A 17,166-nucleotide genomic window follows, 5' to 3' on the forward strand; every position below is an offset into this window, starting at 1 on the left:
TTTCTACTTTTGGAGGGAAGTCCAGTGAATTTGATGGCATTCTGGTTGTTTCTGGGGATTGTAGCGCTGACCCTGTTAATTACTTATTTTGCGGCCAAAAAAACGAATTCAACGGAAGAATTCTATACCGCAGGCGGCGGTCTGACGGGATGGCAGAACGGAATGGCTATCGCAGGAGACTATATGTCGGCCGCATCCTTCCTGGGTATTGCAGGTACGATCGCTCTCGCCGGTTTTGACGGTTTCTTCTATAGTATCGGTTTCCTTGTGGCGTATCTCGTCGTTCTATACCTGGTTGCCGAACCGCTGAGAAACCTGGGGAAATATACAGTGGCGGATATGATTGCCGCCCGCTTCAATGAGAAGAAAATCCGCGGCGTGGCCGCTCTGAATACCATTACAATCTCGACCTTTTACATGATTGCCCAGCTCGTCGGAGCGGGGGCCCTGATCAAGCTGCTGCTTGGCCTCGACTTCACCACGTCCGTCCTGATCGTAGGCCTCCTGATGACGGTTTATGTCGTGTTCGGCGGCATGACAGCCACCTCCTGGGTACAAATTGTTAAGGCTGTTTTGCTTATGGGGGGAACTTTCGTCCTGTCGCTGGTCGTTTTCTCGAAATTCAACTTCAGTCTGACAGAAATGTTCGACCAGTTGAAGGCCGCGACACCGCTCAAAGAAAAGTTCCTGGACCCGGGCAATAAATATAAAATTCCGCTGGATACGCTGTCGCTTAATCTTGCGCTTGTGCTGGGTACCGCCGGCCTGCCGCACATCCTGATCCGTTTCTTCACGGTAAAAGACGCGCCGACTGCGCGCAGCTCGGTCGTTTATGCGACGTGGATCATCGGGATCTTCTACGTGCTGACGCTGTTCCTGGGCTTCGGAGCGGCCGCTTTCGTCGGCTATGACAACATTATCGCCGAAGATAAGGGCGGCAACATGGCTGCTCCGCTGCTGGCGCGGGCTCTGGGCGGCGATTTCTTCTTCGCTTTCATTGCCGCCGTTGCGTTCGCCACCATCTTGGCCGTTGTCACAGGGCTCGTTCTGTCGGCCGCATCGGCCTTTGCGCATGATTTTTACAGCCACATTCTCCGCAAGGGGCAGGCGAGCGAGACGGAGCAGATGAAGGTGGCACGCTGGGCATCTGTGGGCGTGTCGATTCTTTCGATTATTCTGTCTCTTGCCGCATCCAAGCTTAACGTGGCGTTCCTGGTCTCGGTCGCCTTTGCGATCGCAGCAAGCTCCAACTTGCCGGTTATCTTGTTCACGGTGTTCTGGAGACGGTTCAACACCACAGGCGCCGTTACGGGCATGCTCGTCGGCTTAATCTCGTCACTGGTTCTCGTAGCGCTCAGTCCGAGCGTCTGGAGCCCGGAAGCGGGCAAGGCGATCTTCGTAGGAAATCCGATCTTCCCGCTGACCAATCCGGGCATTATTTCGATTCCGCTGGGCTTCCTGGGGGCGTATCTGGGCACGATCTTGTCTAAGAACAAGTCATCCGGCGCCAAGTTTGACGAGATTGTCGTTAAAGCGAACGTGGGCAATATGAATATGTAACGAAGCAGCCTCACCTTCGAACAAAAGAAGCCAGACCCGCCTATGCGGGACTGGCTTCTTTCTTTGCTTACATCTGCTATTCATCAAACTTGCAATCTTGCAGCGGAATCACCTTGGTCTTCTTGGTGAATTTATAACCCAGCCATACGAAGAGGAACAACGGGATTCCAATGTATGAGGCGATCAGACCCGGCCAGTCTATGCCGTTCTCGGAGATAGCGGAGTAGTTCTGGCCGAGAATAACCACGATACAGATAAACAGAGCGAAAATCGGGCCGAACGGGAACCATTTGGCCCGGTAAGGCAGCTCCTGCAGGCTGCGCCCTTGAAGATTGAAGGCGCGCCGGAAGCGGTAATGGCTGAGCGCGATTCCGAGCCATGCGATGAAACCGCACATACCGGAAGCGTTGAGCAGCCAGATGTAGACGACCCCGTCGCCGAATAGGGAGGCGAGGAAAGCGAACATGCCGACCGCTGCCGTTGCCAGCAGGGCGAAGACAGGCACGCCGCGGCTGTCGAGCTTGCCCAGGAAACGAGGGGCTTTGCCTTCGCGTGCCAGGGTGAAGATCATACGCGTAGAAGCGTACATGCCGGAGTTGCCCGCAGACAGAACCGACGTCAGGATGACTGCGTTCATCACGGAAGCGGCAAATGCTAGTCCGGCTTTCTCGAACACGAGTGTGAACGGACTGACCGCGATGTTCTCGATGTCGCCGCTGATCAGATTCGGGTTCGTATACGGAATGAGCAGGCCGATCACGAAAATCGCCAGGATGTAGAACAGCAGGATGCGCCAGAAAATGGTGCGGATGGCTTTGGGCACGTTCTCACGCGGATTTTCACTTTCACCTGCGGCAACCCCGACAATTTCGGTTCCCTGGAATGAGAAACCGGCTGCCATGAAGACGCCGAGAATGGCCATGAAGCCTCCGTTAACCGGTGCATCGCCTAGTGTAAAGTTGCTGAAACCGACGGCCTCGCCGCCGATGATGCCGAAAATCATGAGAATCCCTACGATAATAAACACGATGACCGTCACGATTTTAATCAGGGCGAACCAATACTCGGATTCTCCATACCCTTTGACAGTCAAGTAATTGAGAAGGAACATCAGCAGCAGGAACAGCACGCTCCATATAATCGAAGGGCTGTCCGGAAGCCAGAACTTCATGATCAGCGTAGCTGCCGATAATTCCGCTGCAATAGTAATCGCCCAGTTGAACCAGTAGTTCCACCCGAGTGCGAAGCCGAAGGCCGGATCGATGAACCGGGAAGCGTACGTGGAGAAGGAACCGGATACGGGCATATAGGCAGACAGCTCGCCAAGACTCGTCATGAGAAAATAAACCATAATGCCGATAGCCGCATAGGCCAGCAGGGCTCCGCCAGGTCCGGCAGAGGCAATGGCTCCGCCGCTTGCCAGAAATAGTCCCGTTCCGATCGAGCCGCCGAGTGAAATCATCGTCAAGTGACGCGCTTTCAGGCCCCGTCTTAATTCTCCCGAAGAGTGGCTGGAGGACGGTTGTTTCATAATGAACACCTCTGTACTTCAAATTTAATTTGGTGCGCTACTTGACCGGCGGTTAATAAGATGTGATAACAAAAAGCCGCCGAAAGGTTCTCCGGCGGCTGCTGCTTCTATCTCGTCTTCCATGAAGATAGCGCATCACCGCTGCTTGGAAGGGCAGTAGTGACAGTTCCGCTTCTATTCGAATGCGGACCCAATCCGGTATCTGAGAAGATGTCCCGAATTTCGGCGGCTGCTCCTTTCTCCCGGCTTCGCAGACGTCTCTGTTCGTCTCCCCCGGGTTACTGATAGCATCCGCAACCTCTACCTCATCGGAATGGATGAGGATTTCTGCTATAAAATTTGTATAATGACAGGCTACGTCAAGTATAGAGAAAAAGTCGTTTTCAGGCAATAGGAGAAACTGGAAGCGTACTCATTGCGGCTTTTTTACAAAGGGAAAACATTACGATAATACGGACGAAACACCGGGCCTGTACGATAGAAGCAAGTTAAGAAAGTAGGGTGACTATGAGCAGAAGAAGTATAGGTGATTTTGGTTCGCAGAGAATCATTGCAGCGGTCCGCAGGGCCGAAGACTTAAAAGCTGCCTGTGCAAGCGACCTTCCGGTTGTGTTTCTTCTGGTAGGCGATTTATTTACCGTGCAGGATTACGTCAGGCAGGTACTGGATGCCGGCAAAAAGGTTTTCTTGCATGTTGATTTTATTAACGGGCTCGGCAATGATCCGATTATCGTCAAATATTTGGCGGAGAAGGTTCAGCCGACGGGTATCATTTCAACGAAATCGCACTTGATCAAGCATGCGAAGAAGCAGGGCCTGCTTACGATCCAGCGCATGTTTCTCATTGATTCGGCGGCTCTGGATAACGGGATTGCCAACGTTCAGCAGAGTGAACCGGATGCGGTTGAAATCATGCCGGGCCTGCTTCCGCGTGTCATTGCCGAGGTTAGTTCGCGGCTGCAGATCCCGGTTATTGCAGGGGGGCTGATTCATCACCATGAAGAGGTGGAGGCGGCGCTTGAGGCTGGTGCGGCTGCGGTTTCTATGGGCAGCCGGGCTTTATGGGCAAACGACAGAGTTCTAACCGGGACGGCGGATACACACGTTTTTACAAATTCTCCAATCCGCCAACACACAGGGGTAACACTGCACAGATAGATATCGGCTGGTAACCAACTGAATGGGCAAGGGTTGAGACGAGGAGAAAACTCTATATGCGTCATCACCATAGATAGGATCGGCAAGAACCCGCGGAGGTTCCGGCGGGCCTATGTTACGGCACGTCTGAGAACCGTCCGCTCACTGCGGGTCTGGCGATCTTTGCCCAGCCATTCGAGACAGGAGCCCAGTGGGCCGAAGTAAGCGCCGCTACTTTGATCGTCATGGCGCCTCTGCTGGCGGGATTCGCACTGTTCCAGCGCCGGTTCATGAACAGTTTCATGCAGTCCGGCATGAAGTAACGAATGAAGACCGTTCCGTTCCTCCTTTCATGCTAGAATAAAAGCATCTTGAATGAGGGGAAGCTGGGGAGCTTGTGACTTTTACGTATGAAGCTGACGAAACTTATAAGATTTACGAAGCACATGGCGATCGGGATGCTCCGCTTCTTGTTTTTTTGCACGGCGGCGGTGCTGGGGGCTGGATGTGGGAGAAGCAGGTCCGTTATTTTACGCAATACCGCTGTATGGTTCCTGCGCTGCAAGGCCACGGAGCGCGTTCTGAGGGCTCTTTCTCCATACGCGGGTGTGCGGAAGAATTGGTCGGCCTCATTCGCCTGGAAGCGGGCGGCAAGGCCGTTCATCTAGTCGGATTCTCACTGGGCGCCCAGATTGCTCTTGAGATATTGGGACTAGCTCCAACCCTGATCAGTTACGCCGTGATCGACAGTGCTCTGGTCATTCCGATGCCGGTAATGCGCAGCCTGATCGCACCTTCTATTCGATTAACGCACGGATTGACTCGTAACCGGACGTTCTCCAAGCTGCAGGCCAAACAGTTGTCCATAGGAACGGAATACTGGGAATCTTATTACGCGGACAGCAAGAGATTGAGCGCGGATGCGCTGATCACCATACTGCGGGAGAATATGTCCTACGAGATTCCCCGGAATTTGGGCAGCAGCAGGGCCAGAATCTTAGTGACGGCCGGGGAAAAAGAAAGAGGGATCATGAAGCGATCGGCCCTCAAAATTACCGCCAGCCATCCTAACGCCCAATGTCTGATTGTTCCGGGAATCGGACACGGCTTTTCATTGGCGGCTCCTGAACTATTTAATAAAACTCTGGAATCCTGGTTCGTTACAGGGGAGATTCCGTCCTTGCTATTTGAATGAATCTGCTCTTTCAGAAGTATCCTTCGCAGATGTAAACAAATGAGTTCGGGTGAAGACTTTCGTACAAATCGTACGGTGTCTTCTTTTTTTTGCGGCAAAAGAGGAACCACACAAGCTTAAGCGTTCATTATTGTCCATTTACCCATACGGGGCGTGTCATACCGACATATCTTAGTGCAGGGAGATTTGCGGAAGGCAGAATCGGAGGTGGGCGCTTAAGTGACCTATAAGATCGATATCGATATATCGGCGTTCAAGCTTACGCTCTATGAGGATGACAAAGCGGTCAACAGTTATCCGGTCGGGGTCGGGAAACTCGTAACGCAGACACCGGTCGGGACGTACACGGTTATCAACAAACAGCCGAATCCGGGAGGGCCTTTCGGAGCTTTCTGGATGGGTCTTTCCAAGAGGCATTACGGCATTCACGGGACGAACGATCCGTCTTCAATCGGCAAAAGATCATCGCACGGGTGCATCCGGATGAAGAATCCCGATGTGCTCGCATTGGCGAAAGTAGTGCCGATCGGTACGGTCGTAAACATTCATCCGTAGGAGGGAAGGAAGGTGTGTAATGAACGGGACATCAATCGCTATTGTGTCGCCGGGTTCGTTTGCACTTCCTTCGGGAACGAGCAGCTCGGTTGAACATGTTGTGGAACGGCTCGCAGACAGGCTTAGTTCAGCTGCCAGGGTAACCGTTCTTGGCAGGAGAACAAGACTAAGGCCCGCCCGTGAACAAATAGGCGGGGTCGCTTACGTGAGGCCGAGCTTCAAGGGGGGGCAGCCTTACATCGCTGCCGTCTGCCGCAAGCTGATGAAGCTGAAGCCGGACGTCATTCAGGTTGAGAATCGTCCCCGTTTTGTCCGGTACTTGCGTAAACGGATGAAGCGGGCCAAGATCTGCCTGGGTCTGCATTCGATCACGTTTATTTCGAAGCCGCACATCGGGCGCAGGGAAGTGGGGGAATGCCTGCGGTGCGCCGATCTCATCTTCGTAAACAGCGAATTTTTGCGGCAGCAGGTCATTTCGCGTGTACCCTCCGTTGCAGACCGGGTGGTGGTCAACCCTCTGGGAGCAGACCCGGCCAGCTTCGTTCCCCGCTGGAGCCAGGAAGAAGCCCGGCAGGAGATGCTGGCTTCCCTGGGACTTGCCGGGCACAAAATCATCGTGTTCGCCGGGAGACTGCTTCCGATGAAAGGCGTCGAGCCGCTGCTGCGGTCGATGCCTGCCGTGTTCGCCGCCCACCCGGATGCGGTGCTGCTCGTGATCGGCGGCGCAGGGTACGGCAGTTCCAGGCAAACGGCCTATGTGAAGCGGTTAAAGCGGCTTGCATCGGGGTATCCGGGCCGGATCCGCTTCATCCCTTATGTATCCCACGATCAGATTCCGGCCTGGTTCCGGCTGGCAGATGTCGTGGCGGTTCCTTCGCTGGGCAGCGAGGCTTTCGGCCTCGTAAACGTAGAGGCGATGTCCTGCGGAGTGCCTGTGGTAGCTACGGAGATCGGGGGGATTCCCGAGATTGTCATGCACGAAGCGACAGGACTTCTCGTGCCGGCTCATGCAGTGGAAGCGGGCCTTGCGGAATCGATCAGCCGTATACTGGCGGATGAAGAACTTAGACGCAGGATGGGCGAGCAGGCCTTTCTGCGCGCCTCGGAGCTGTATACGTGGGAGCGGATGGCGGAGCGGCAGCGTGCTCTGTATGAGCTTTTGAACTAAACGAAACGGAAAGTCAGTTATTTTGAAGGAATGCGTTCTACAGGAAAAGGGCCGCACATGTGAACTGACCTCCAATTGTTAGGTGATGTCTAACAATTGGAGGAGCAGTTCAACATGCGTGCGGTTCTTTTTTATGCGCGTAACCGATCTCTTGGATGGTCCGAAAAATGTATTTGCAGGAGCTTAACAAATGTCATTATCGGCTGTAGGTCCAGGGGGAAGAGAGAAATCTGCGGTATTTTTCAATAACAGGCGTAAACACCGGAGTAGATGCCTGCATATGATATAGAAGTGAGATGATCCGGAAAGGAAGATGTAGATGAAGAAGCAGAAAAATGCGGCGGGGAGCGGCAAGCGTTCCGCTTCAGGTAAATATAACGCCAGCATGAACGAACTCAACTGGTTGGATGAGGAATCCAAACGGAGCAAGAAACGCGGTGATGCGGTGATATCCAAAACGGAAATAGAGACTAAGAAGGGCGGCCCTGCCGCTGAAAATAACTCGAAGCAGTCCGTAAAGCTTAAGCCTGCCGGTCTGCAACGAGGGAAATCGGAAGGGTTGTTAACCAATAAGAAGCTTACCGGCAATCCGGTTCTGTCCGAGATTCCGCAAGATCATTCCGATCTGGAGTTTGCGGAAGAGGAACTGCTGGAGTTTCTGATTGAGGATGATGAGGAGACGGAGGAGGAGCCCTTGCAGGATAAGGGGGACCGTTCCGTGAAAGCGTCAGCGGATACTCTAAAGGATAAAATCTCTGTCCCGACACCAGAAGTACGAGAAGCAGCAGAGCGAAAAGAGATCCAGGCAGCAGCCCCTGTGGAACCGGTGGTGTCCGAATTAGTACCTGATAAGCCGGGAAGCCCGAAAGCCCAAAACGTGAAGACGGAAAGCAGAAAAGCAGTCCTATCTAAGAAAGAGACCGTTACGCAGGAAAGCGGCGGGGCTGCGGCTAAAGAAAGTAAAAACAGCGACAAAAACCCGGACAAAAATCCGGACCGGAGTTCAGATAAAAATCCGGATCCCCGTTCTCCCAAAAGCGGTTCGCCACTGATCCTCCTGAACGAACGGAAAGATGAAAAAAACGGCCAGGCGGTCGTTTATACCGATGATATTGTCGAAGCGGCTGTCACAGGGGAGAAAATCGCAAGCCGTGCGATAGATGAGTCGAAGCTTAAACCTTACAGCATCGGAACGCGTTCTCTCCAGGATTTTTCCGTAGACCGTTCCAAATTGGCGGACGGCAGTGTAACGAGTGAGAAACTGGCTACGGGAGCCGTTCTCCGGGAACATCTGGGCTACGGCATCGTTAACGGGGATCATATCCAGATCCGCTCCATTACAGCCGATAAAATCGCAGATAAGAGCATTACGGTGGAAAAATTGGCCGATCAGACCTTTGACGCGGCGAAATTTGCTCCCCAATCGATCCAAACCCATCATTTAGCGGAAGCCAGCATTACCCCGGAGCGATTGGAGGATCAGGCGGTAACCTCGGAGAAAATCAAAAGCGGCGCGATTCTCTCCCGCCATCTGGGCAATTACGTCATTAATTCGGCCAAACTTGCCAACGATACGATTACAACAGATAAAATCCGTAATGAGGCCGTCACCGAGATCAAAATCGCACCGGGGAGTATCGCGACCGGACATATTCAGCTTGGCGCTATTCTAGGCAATAAAATTGCACCCGGCGCAATATCGGGGGGGCATATTCAGGAAAATTCAATAACCGAACAGCATGTCGGCGTGGAAGCTATTGGAGAAGATCATTTAAAACCGGGTGCCGTTACGGGTGAAAAGCTTGCGGACGAAGCAGTCGGCTCGGCCCAGATTGCAGGAGAAGCGGTCGGACCGCAGGAATTGGCCAGAGGTGCTGTCGAGCCGCGCCATTTAACGGAAGGCGCGGTCCATGCGGCACATATTGCAGACGGGGAAATCGCCTCCCGGCATATCGGTGCGGCCGAGATTACGACGGAACTGATTAAAGACGGAGTCGTTACTGCGTCTAAGCTGTCTTCTAATGCAGTCGATAGCCGGCATATCGGAGAGAATGCCGTATTGACCATGCATTTGGCTAATCAAGCCGTCACTACATCGAAGCTGGCGACGGAATCGGTATCGACCGACAAGTTGACGGATTATGCCGTGAGCACTTCCAAACTGAACGACAATAGTGTAACGAATCGTAAAATCGCACGCGGCTCCATCGAAAGCGAGCACATCCAGCCCCTGGGGATTCAGTCCGTACATTTAGCAAACGGTGCGGTAACGGCTGCGAAAATATCCGATCAGGCGGTGAATGGAGGGCACCTTGCTGAAAATTCAATCGGCAGCCATCATTTAACGCCCGGAATTGTGGAAGGGTACCATCTTGCAGCGGAAACGATCGAGGCGTTTCATCTGGCAGACGGTGCCGTAACGGAAGCGGCGCTGGCGGAAGGTTCGGTGACAAGCGAAGCGCTGGCGGAAGGCTCGGTAACGAGCGAAGCATTAGCGGAAGGGTCCGTGACAAGCGAGGCGCTGGCGGAAGGTTCGGTGACGAGCGAAGCGCTGGCTTACGGTGCCGTGACGGAAGCTGCGCTGGCGGAGGGCTCAGTGACGAGCGAAGCGCTGGCATACGGTGCCGTGACGAGCGAAGCGCTGGCGGAGGGCTCGGTGACCAGCGAAGCGCTGGCAGATGGTGCCGTGACGGAAGCGGCGCTGGCCGAGGGCTCGGTGACCAGCGAAGCGTTAGCAGAGGGCGCCGTGACGGAAGCGGCGCTGGCCGAGGGTTCGGTGACGAGCGAGGCGCTGGCATACGGTGCCGTGACGGAAGCTGCGCTGGCCGAGGGCTCGGTGACAAGCGAGGCGCTGGCAGATGGTGCCGTGACGGAAGCTGCGCTGGCCGAGGGTTCGGTGACGAGCGAGGCGCTAGCATACGGTGCCGTGACGGAAGCTGCGCTGGCAGAGGGTTCGGTGACCAGCGAGGCGCTGGCGGAAGGTTCAGTGACGAGCGAAGCGCTGGCTGAGGGCTCGGTGACAAGCGAAGCGCTCGCGGAAGGTTCGGTAACGAGCGAAGCGCTGGCAGAAGGTTCGGTGACCAGCGAAGCGCTGGCGGAAGGTTCGGTAACGAGCGAAGCACTGGCGGAAGGCTCGGTGACCAGCGAGGCGCTGGCGGAAGGCTCGGTGACGAGCGAAGCGCTGGCGGAAGGCTCGGTGACGAGCGAAGCACTGGCGGAAGGTTCGGTGACGAGCGAAGCGCTGGCGGAAGGCTCTGTGACCAGCGAAGCGCTGGCGGAAGGTTCGGTGACAAGAGCTGCGCTCGCGGAAGGTTCGGTAACGAGAGCTGCACTGGCGGAGAACTCCGTGACGAGAGCCGCGCTGGCGGAAGGCTCCGTAACGAGAGCCGCCTTGGCCGAGGGCTCGGTAACGAGCGAAGCGCTGGCCGAAGGTTCGGTAACGAGAGCGGTGTTGGCGGAAGGCTCGGTGACCAGCGAAGTGCTGGCGGAAGGTTCGGTGACGAGCGAAGCGCTGGCCGAAGATTCGGTGACCAGTGAAGCGCTGGCGGAAGGTTCGGTGACGAGCGAGGCGTTGGCGGAAGGCGCGGTAACAAGTGCAGCGCTCGCAGTGGGTTCGGTGACGAATGCCGCCTTGGCGGAGGGCTCGGTAACCCGAATAGCGCTGGCTGAGGGCTCGGTGACGAGAGCTGCCCTGGCGGAAGGTTCGGTAACGAGAGCCGCTCTGGCGGAAGGCTCGGTGACGAAAGCGGTGCTGGCAGAAGGCTCGGTGACCAGCGAAGCGTTAGCAGAGGGCGCCGTGACAAAGGCGGCTTTGGCCGAGGGCTCGGTGACCGGTGAAGCGCTGGCCGAAGGTTCCGTAACGAGTGAAGCTCTCGCCGAAGGTGCCGTGAGGAAAGCCGCGCTGGCGGAAGGATCGGTGACAAGCGCCGCCCTGGCGGAAGGCTCGATAACGAGAGCGGCGCTGGCTGAAGGATCGGTGACAAGAGCTGCGCTCGCGGAAGGTTCGGTAACCAGTGAAGTTCTGGCTGAAGGGTCGGTAACGAAAGCGGCGCTGGCCGAAGGTTCGGTCACGAGAGCCGCCTTGGCCGATGGTTCGGTAACGAAAACCGCGTTGGCGGATGGTGCGGTAGTCAGAGCGGCGCTGGCAGATGGATCGGTGACGAGAACCGCGCTGGCTAAAGGTTCGGTAACGAGCGAAGCGCTGGCAGCAAGCTCGGTGACGAGTGAGGCACTGGCAGATGGTGCCGTGACGGAAGCGGCGCTGGCCGAGGGTTCGGTGACCAGCGAGGCACTGGCGGAAGGCTCGGTGACGAGTGAAGCGCTCGCCGAAGGATCGGTGACGAGAACCGCGCTGGCTAAAGGTTCGGTGACGAGTGAAGCGCTGGCAGCAGGTTCGGTGACGAGCGAAGCGCTGGCGGAGGGCTCGGTGACGAGCGAGGCATTGGCGGAGGGCTCGGTGACGAGCGAGGCATTGGCGGAGGGCTCGGTGACGAGCGAGGCATTGGCGGCAGGCTCGGTGACGAGTGAAGCGCTGGCAGCAGGTTCGGTGACGAGTGAAGCGCTGGCCGAGGGTTCGGTGACCAGCGAGGCACTGGTCGAAGGCTCGGTGACGAGCGAAGCGCTTGCCGAGGGTTCGGTGACAAGCGAAGCGTTGGCGGCAGGCTCGGTAACGAGTGAAGCGCTGGCGGAAGGCTCGGTGACCAGCGAAGCGTTGGCGGAGGGCTCGGTGACGAGCGAGGCATTGGCGGAAGGTTCGGTGACGAGTGAAGCGCTGGCGGAAGGCTCGGTAACGAGTGAAGCGCTGGCGGAAGGCTCGGTGACCAGCAAAGCGTTGGCGGAAGGCTCGGTGACGAGCGAAGCGCTGGCAGAAGGCTCGGTAACGAGTGAAGCGCTGGCGGAGGGCTCGGTGACGAGCGAGGCATTGGCGGAGGGCTCGGTGACGAGCGAGGCATTGGCGGCAGGCTCGGTGACGAGTGAAGCGCTGGCGGAAGGCTCGGTGACGAGTGAAGCGCTGGCGGAAGGCTCGGTGACGAGTGAAGCGCTGGCGGCAGGCTCGGTGACGAGCGAAGCACTGGCTGAAGGCTCGGTGACGAGTGAAGCGCTGGCCGAGGGTTCGGTGATGAGTGAAGCGCTGGCAGAAGGCTCGGTGACGAGCGAAGCGCTGGCGGCAGGCGTTATCACAGGATGGCACATTACCTCCGGGAGCATCGGTGAAGAACACCTGCGCATTGGCTCTGTAGCAAGTCAGCACCTGCAGGCCGGGTCAGTTCTGCCGATATTGATCGCCGACGGAGCGATAACGGAGCAGAAGCTCGCTCCAGGGGTGATTACATCCGGCAAGCTGGCGGAGGGATGTATCGGTTCCGATCATCTGAAGCCTAATGCGGTAGAAGAAATCCATCTGGCGGATGCCTCTGTAACAGGCGGTAAAATCGCACCGGGTTCTATCGGAGCCCAGCATCTGCAGCCTGGTCTTATCGAGCACGGACAGCTGGAGGACGGCAGCGTAACGAATACCAAGATAGCAACAGGAGCGGTCCAGCAGATCCACTTGTCAGAAGGTTCCGTTACCGAAGCTAAGCTGGCCCCGGAAGCCGTCCGGTCGGAGCATCTGGCCCCTGCTTCCATAGAACCGAGCAAGCTCGCTTTCAGAGCGCTGCAGGTATCCTCCAAGCAAGAGACCATTCAGCAATTCGGGTTAGTCGCCTTCCGCTTCCAGGAACGGGATGAAGTACTGGAGATCGGCATTGCTTTTGAGGAGGCATACGCGAGTGAGGATTATGTTCTCGTCGCAACCAGCAGCCACGTGGCGTGCTACGCCGTGTGCAAACACAAGACGCCAAAATCGGCTGTAATCTCGATCATCCGTACACAGCCGCAGGTTGAATTCGATGCGGTCTTGAACTGGATTGCAGTAGGTCCCAAAGTATAAACGAACTATAGAACAGAGGATGATACGTCTGTAACAATGGCGTATCATCCTCTGTTTTTTGTCTATATGCATGTTAGAAAGGTTTGCCTGCAATTCCGCACACGTTCTTTTCCAGGCTTAAACAACCATGACACCTATTACGGGTACAAAGGCCAATTTTACACGATATAGTCAAGAGTCCCAGTTCCCTATATAGGGAAAAGCATATGATTTAGCATATACCTATCTCGATGGAAGATGGAAAATACGGACGAAGAAATGGAAATATCAGGGTGGGAGTAAAGAAGGAGCATTCAGGCTTGCGGCGGCTGTTCTTATAGGCGGCAAAGTCTGGAGGAAAGGGGTATGCCTTGTGAGAGGAGTAATACTGGCAGGCGGCACAGGAAGCAGATTGCGGCCCCTGACGACGATTATCAATAAACACCTTCTGCCTGTTGGAAAGTATCCCATGATTCACTACTCCATTAAGAAGATGAAAGAAGCCGGTATTCTGGATGTGCTGCTCGTGACAGGAAAGCAGTCGGCTGGACTCTATACGGAGTATTTGGGCAGCGGATCGCAGTGGGGCATGAATATTACCTACGCCATACAGGAGCAGGCGGGCGGCATAGCCGAGGCTCTGGGACTGGCGGAGCGTTATATCGGGCAAGGGGAGAAATTCGTCCTGCTTCTCGGTGATAATTTGTTTCATGATTCTTTGCAGCCCTATATTGCGGATTTTGAAAAGCAGGCCGATGGAGCCATGGTGCTGTTAAAAGAGGTGTCCGATCCCAGGCGCTACGGGGTGCCGGTTCTGCGAGATAAACGGATTGCTTTTATTGAAGAAAAGCCCTCCAATCCGAAATCCTCTTACTGTGTGACGGGGATTTATTTCTATGATTCCGAAGTGTTTCAGCTTGTTACCAGCTGCAAACCGTCCCGCCGGGGCGAGCTGGAGATTACCGATGTAAATAATGCGTACGCCAAGGCGGGCAAGCTGACCTATCGCATGCTGAAAAGCTGGTGGGTAGATGCCGGTACGCATGAATCGCTCTATGAAGCGGCTGCCCACATCCGGAAGGAGGAGATTTAATGGGCACACTCCTTGTAACCGGAGGGATGGGGTTTATCGGCAGCAGCTTCATCCGTTATTGGCGCAAGATAAATCCGGGGGACCGGATTATCAACCTCGATCTGCTGACGTATGCAGGGAATCCGTATAACCTGGCGGACCTGGTCCCTTCGGACACGTATACATTCCTGCGCGGGGATGTGGCGGATGCGGGTTTGCTGGATAGGCTCATGGGGGAAACGGAACTCGATGCGATCGTACATTTTGCCGCAGAATCACATGTGGACCGCAGTATTCGGGAGCCGGCCGCCTTCGTCCGGACGAATGTGCTGGGGACTCAGCAGCTCCTTGAATCGGCGAGACGGGCGGCTGTCCCTAGATTCATTCTGGTTTCCACGGATGAGGTGTACGGCTCTCTTGGCGACAAACCGGGGGCTTTTACAGAAATGACGCCACTGGCTCCGAACAGCCCTTACTCAGCCAGCAAGGCAGGCGGCGATCTGCTCGCGCGCGCCTATTACGAGACGTTCGGCTATCCCGTTATCGTGACGCGCTGCTCCAACAATTATGGCCCGATGCAGTTTCCGGAGAAGCTGATTCCTGCGTTGATCATCCGCGCCCTGCACAATCTGCCGCTTCCGATTTACGGAGACGGCCTTCATATCCGGGATTGGCTGCATGTAGACGATCACTGTTCGGCGCTGCACGCGGTTCTGGAAGCGGGCCGGCCGGGTGAAGTCTACAATATCGGCGCAGGAAATGAACGCACCAATTTGGAGGTGGCGGGCAGGGTGCTTAAGGAGCTGGGCCTTCCCCAAGGTCTTCTTGAATTTGTCGCAGATCGGCCCGGACACGACAGGAAATATGCGATTGACGCTGCCAAGCTTGCGAGTGAGCTTGGCTGGAAGCCTCAGCGCGGCTTTGAAGAGGGGCTGAGCGCGACAATCGGCTGGTATACGGCGAACCGCTCCTGGTGGGAGTCCATTCTGAGCGGAGAGTACCGCAACCACCCTTACCTGAAAGGGGGCGGGCGTTCTTGAAGGTACTTATAACGGGGGCCGGCGGCCAATTGGGCCGGGATCTCATACGTGTGCTTGCCGCCCGGCATGAACTGCATGCGCTCACAAGAGGACAGCTCGATGTAGGAGACGATACGGCGGTTGAAGCGGTTGTTAACCGAATCAGTCCGGACGTCATCATTCATGCGGCTGCCTATACGAATGTGGACGGAGCGGAGAGCGAGGCGGAGGCCGTTTATCGGGTCAATTCGGTTGGCACATGGCACATGGCGGCAGCCGCTTCACGCAGCGGTGCCAAGCTCGTCTATGTCAGCACCGATTATGTCTTCGACGGAGCCAAGGGAGCTCCTTACACGGAGAGAGACAAACCGAATCCGATCAGTGTGTACGGTACTTCCAAGCTGCACGGCGAGAAATTCGTCTCGATGCTGTGCGAGCGGCATTTTATTGTACGCACCTCTTGGCTGTATGGCCGGAGCGGCAGTAATTTCGTCACCAAAATTATTGAGAAAGCCAGAGGGGCCAGTCCGCTGCAGATGGCGGGAGATGTATTTGGTTCACCCACTTACAGCTACGATTTGGCGGAGTTAATCGGGCATCTGATCGAGACGGAGCATTACGGCACCTATCACGGATCGAATGCGGGTGTCTGCACCCGCTATCAATTTGCAAGTGAAATTATCGACTTTCTCGGCATTCCGGATGTCCGGATGGAGCAGGTGACAGCGGAAAATTTCCCGCTGCCCGCAGCGCGGCCGCAGCATTCGGCGCTGGCGGATACGGTGATTCACGGAATCGGAGTAACACCGCTTAGACCCTGGAAAGAAGCGCTTCATCATTTTCTGCAAGCCGATTTACCGGCTATTGAAGAAGATGCAGGGGATCGGCAATGAGCGCTTCTTACGCTAAACAAGGCATCCAGGAGGCCTGGAACGACGGATACCAGCGGGGCTGGGAAGCGGGACGCCGTATCGGCACCTGTCAGACCGTCCTTGCCCAGCTTCCGCCGAAACCGGTTTTCTTGTATGACAAACGGGTTCTGTTTATCAAACAAGGATTCGAGGCGATTGATATCGGAATTGAACGAGCTCTGACGGGAGCGGTGCGGGAACTGATCGTGAGCGGACCGGACGGCATCCTGGAGACGGCATTAGGGAGCATGCCTGATCTGGTTCTGGTTCTGAACGGTCTCCACGTTTTTCCGAAGGATCATCTTGCTCAGATAGACCAGATCCGGCAGCTCGGTATCCTTACAGCGATCTGGTTCGCCGATGATCCGTATTTCATGGACTTAACTTCCAAACTCGTCGCTCATTATGATTATGTTTTTACGCACGAGCGTAATGCAGCCGCTTATTATGTCTCGCTCGGATGCAGGAATGTCTACCATCTTCCGCTCGCTGCACCCGAACATATTTTTATGCCGCAGCCTGTCAGTCCGGAATATCTGAGCGATGTTTGTTTTATAGGCAATGCCTTCCCCAACCGCATTGATTTCTTCAATCAGCTGATTCCGCTCGTACCGGGCATCAAAATTGTCCTGATCGGCGCTCTATGGGATCGTCTGAAGCATTATAAGCGGCTGCGGAGCGGAATCCGTCTGGGATGGAGCCCGATGGAAGAAGCGGTCCGCTATTACAATGGGGCCAGAATTGTTCTGAATCTTCACAGGGGAGAGATTGATCCGGTATACAGTAAAAATTCGGCTGGGATGAGAGGCCTTTCGATTAATCCCCGGACGTATGAGATATCGGCCTGCGGCGCTTTTCAAATGACAGATGTCCGGGAGGATCTGCCGAATTTATATGTGCCCGGGACCGAGATTGAGACGTTCCAGACCCCGGCAGAGTGTGCAGAGAAAATCTTCTACTATTTAAACCATGAGGAAAGCAGACGGTCTGTGGCGGTGAGAGGATTATGGCGCACCCGGATGGAGCATACCTTCGCAGATCGGATAGGCAGGCTTCTGGGCCCTGTTTTCACATCCATATAATCTTTGCGGAAAAGGAGATGAGATG

11 protein-coding genes, 1 pseudogene and 1 riboswitch are annotated in these 17,166 nt (G+C 55.5%); of the genes and pseudogenes, 11 read left to right on the forward strand and 1 reads right to left on the reverse strand.

Annotated elements, in window-relative coordinates; translation table 11 throughout:
- Positions 1 to 24: 24 nt before the first annotated feature.
- Entirely contained in the window at positions 25 to 1,560 is a 1,536-nt protein-coding gene (locus AR333_RS03765) for a cation acetate symporter (protein ID WP_068773980.1), read from the forward strand.
- 76 nt (positions 1,561 to 1,636) lie between these two features.
- Here the strand turns inward: AR333_RS03765 and AR333_RS03770 are convergent, their stop codons facing one another.
- Positions 1,637 to 3,091, reverse strand: coding sequence for an amino acid permease (locus tag AR333_RS03770; RefSeq protein WP_068773981.1), 1,455 nt, complete (start codon positions 3,089 to 3,091; stop codon positions 1,637 to 1,639).
- 120 nt (positions 3,092 to 3,211) lie between these two features.
- Positions 3,212 to 3,402, reverse strand: a riboswitch (Lysine riboswitch).
- Between the two features lie 196 nt (positions 3,403 to 3,598).
- Between AR333_RS03770 and AR333_RS03775 the strand changes: the two genes are divergently transcribed.
- The 10 genes and pseudogenes from AR333_RS03775 to AR333_RS03820 all read left to right on the forward strand — a co-directional run bounded on the left by AR333_RS03775 (position 3,599) and on the right by AR333_RS03820 (position 17,141).
- Positions 3,599 to 4,249: a glycerol-3-phosphate responsive antiterminator gene (locus AR333_RS03775; RefSeq protein WP_084783488.1), complete on the forward strand. Its 651-nt coding sequence runs from the start codon at positions 3,599 to 3,601 to the stop codon at positions 4,247 to 4,249.
- A gap of 122 nt (positions 4,250 to 4,371) precedes the next feature.
- Positions 4,372 to 4,551 (forward strand): annotated as a pseudogene (locus tag AR333_RS25270) (carbohydrate ABC transporter permease); the annotation flags it as partial.
- Between the two features lie 74 nt (positions 4,552 to 4,625).
- The gene (locus AR333_RS03785) at positions 4,626 to 5,423 is read left to right on the forward strand and encodes an alpha/beta fold hydrolase (protein ID WP_068773983.1); all 798 of its coding nucleotides are present in this window, start codon (positions 4,626 to 4,628) and stop codon (positions 5,421 to 5,423) included.
- A 219-nt stretch (positions 5,424 to 5,642) separates the two neighbouring features.
- Complete coding sequence (locus tag AR333_RS03790; RefSeq protein ID WP_068773984.1) at positions 5,643 to 5,978, forward strand: L,D-transpeptidase; 336 nt, start codon at positions 5,643 to 5,645, stop codon at positions 5,976 to 5,978.
- A 19-nt stretch (positions 5,979 to 5,997) separates the two neighbouring features.
- A complete protein-coding gene (locus AR333_RS03795) occupies positions 5,998 to 7,146 on the forward strand; it encodes a glycosyltransferase family 4 protein (RefSeq protein ID WP_068773985.1) in 1,149 nt (382 codons plus the stop codon).
- Positions 7,147 to 7,465: 319 nt separating this feature from the next.
- Positions 7,466 to 13,078, forward strand: coding sequence for a WIAG-tail domain (locus tag AR333_RS25590; protein WP_068773986.1), 5,613 nt, complete (start codon positions 7,466 to 7,468; stop codon positions 13,076 to 13,078).
- 352 nt (positions 13,079 to 13,430) lie between these two features.
- Entirely contained in the window at positions 13,431 to 14,150 is a 720-nt protein-coding gene (locus tag AR333_RS03805; protein WP_068773987.1) for a sugar phosphate nucleotidyltransferase, read from the forward strand.
- Positions 14,150 to 15,169 (forward strand): dTDP-glucose 4,6-dehydratase, encoded by a 1,020-nt coding sequence (rfbB, locus tag AR333_RS03810; protein ID WP_068773988.1) that lies wholly within the window; start codon positions 14,150 to 14,152, stop codon positions 15,167 to 15,169. The genes AR333_RS03805 and rfbB overlap by 1 nt, the downstream gene beginning before the upstream one ends.
- The gene (rfbD, locus tag AR333_RS03815) at positions 15,166 to 16,041 is read left to right on the forward strand and encodes a dTDP-4-dehydrorhamnose reductase (RefSeq protein ID WP_068773989.1); all 876 of its coding nucleotides are present in this window, start codon (positions 15,166 to 15,168) and stop codon (positions 16,039 to 16,041) included. The genes rfbB and rfbD overlap by 4 nt, the downstream gene beginning before the upstream one ends.
- Positions 16,038 to 17,141: a glycosyltransferase gene (locus AR333_RS03820; RefSeq protein WP_068773990.1), complete on the forward strand. Its 1,104-nt coding sequence runs from the start codon at positions 16,038 to 16,040 to the stop codon at positions 17,139 to 17,141. Before rfbD ends, AR333_RS03820 begins: the two co-directional genes overlap by 4 nt.
- Positions 17,142 to 17,166: the final 25 nt, after the last annotated feature.

The organism is Paenibacillus sp. FJAT-26967 (genome assembly GCF_001541095.1).
In the GTDB taxonomy this organism is placed as follows: Bacteria; Bacillota; Bacilli; order Paenibacillales; family NBRC-103111; genus Paenibacillus_F.

Excerpts from the sequence above, each read along its gene's own strand:
- AR333_RS03770 (WP_068773981.1), bottom strand. The coding sequence starts at position 3,091 with ATGAAACAACCGTCCTCCAGCCACTCTTCGGGAGAATTAAGACGGGGC.
- AR333_RS03775 (WP_084783488.1), top strand. The coding sequence starts at position 3,599 with ATGAGCAGAAGAAGTATAGGTGATTTTGGTTCGCAGAGAATCATTGCA.
- AR333_RS03795 (WP_068773985.1), top strand. The coding sequence starts at position 5,998 with ATGAACGGGACATCAATCGCTATTGTGTCGCCGGGTTCGTTTGCACTT.
- AR333_RS25590 (WP_068773986.1), top strand. The coding sequence starts at position 7,466 with ATGAAGAAGCAGAAAAATGCGGCGGGGAGCGGCAAGCGTTCCGCTTCA.
- rfbB (WP_068773988.1), top strand. The coding sequence starts at position 14,150 with ATGGGCACACTCCTTGTAACCGGAGGGATGGGGTTTATCGGCAGCAGC.
- AR333_RS03820 (WP_068773990.1), top strand. The coding sequence starts at position 16,038 with ATGAGCGCTTCTTACGCTAAACAAGGCATCCAGGAGGCCTGGAACGAC.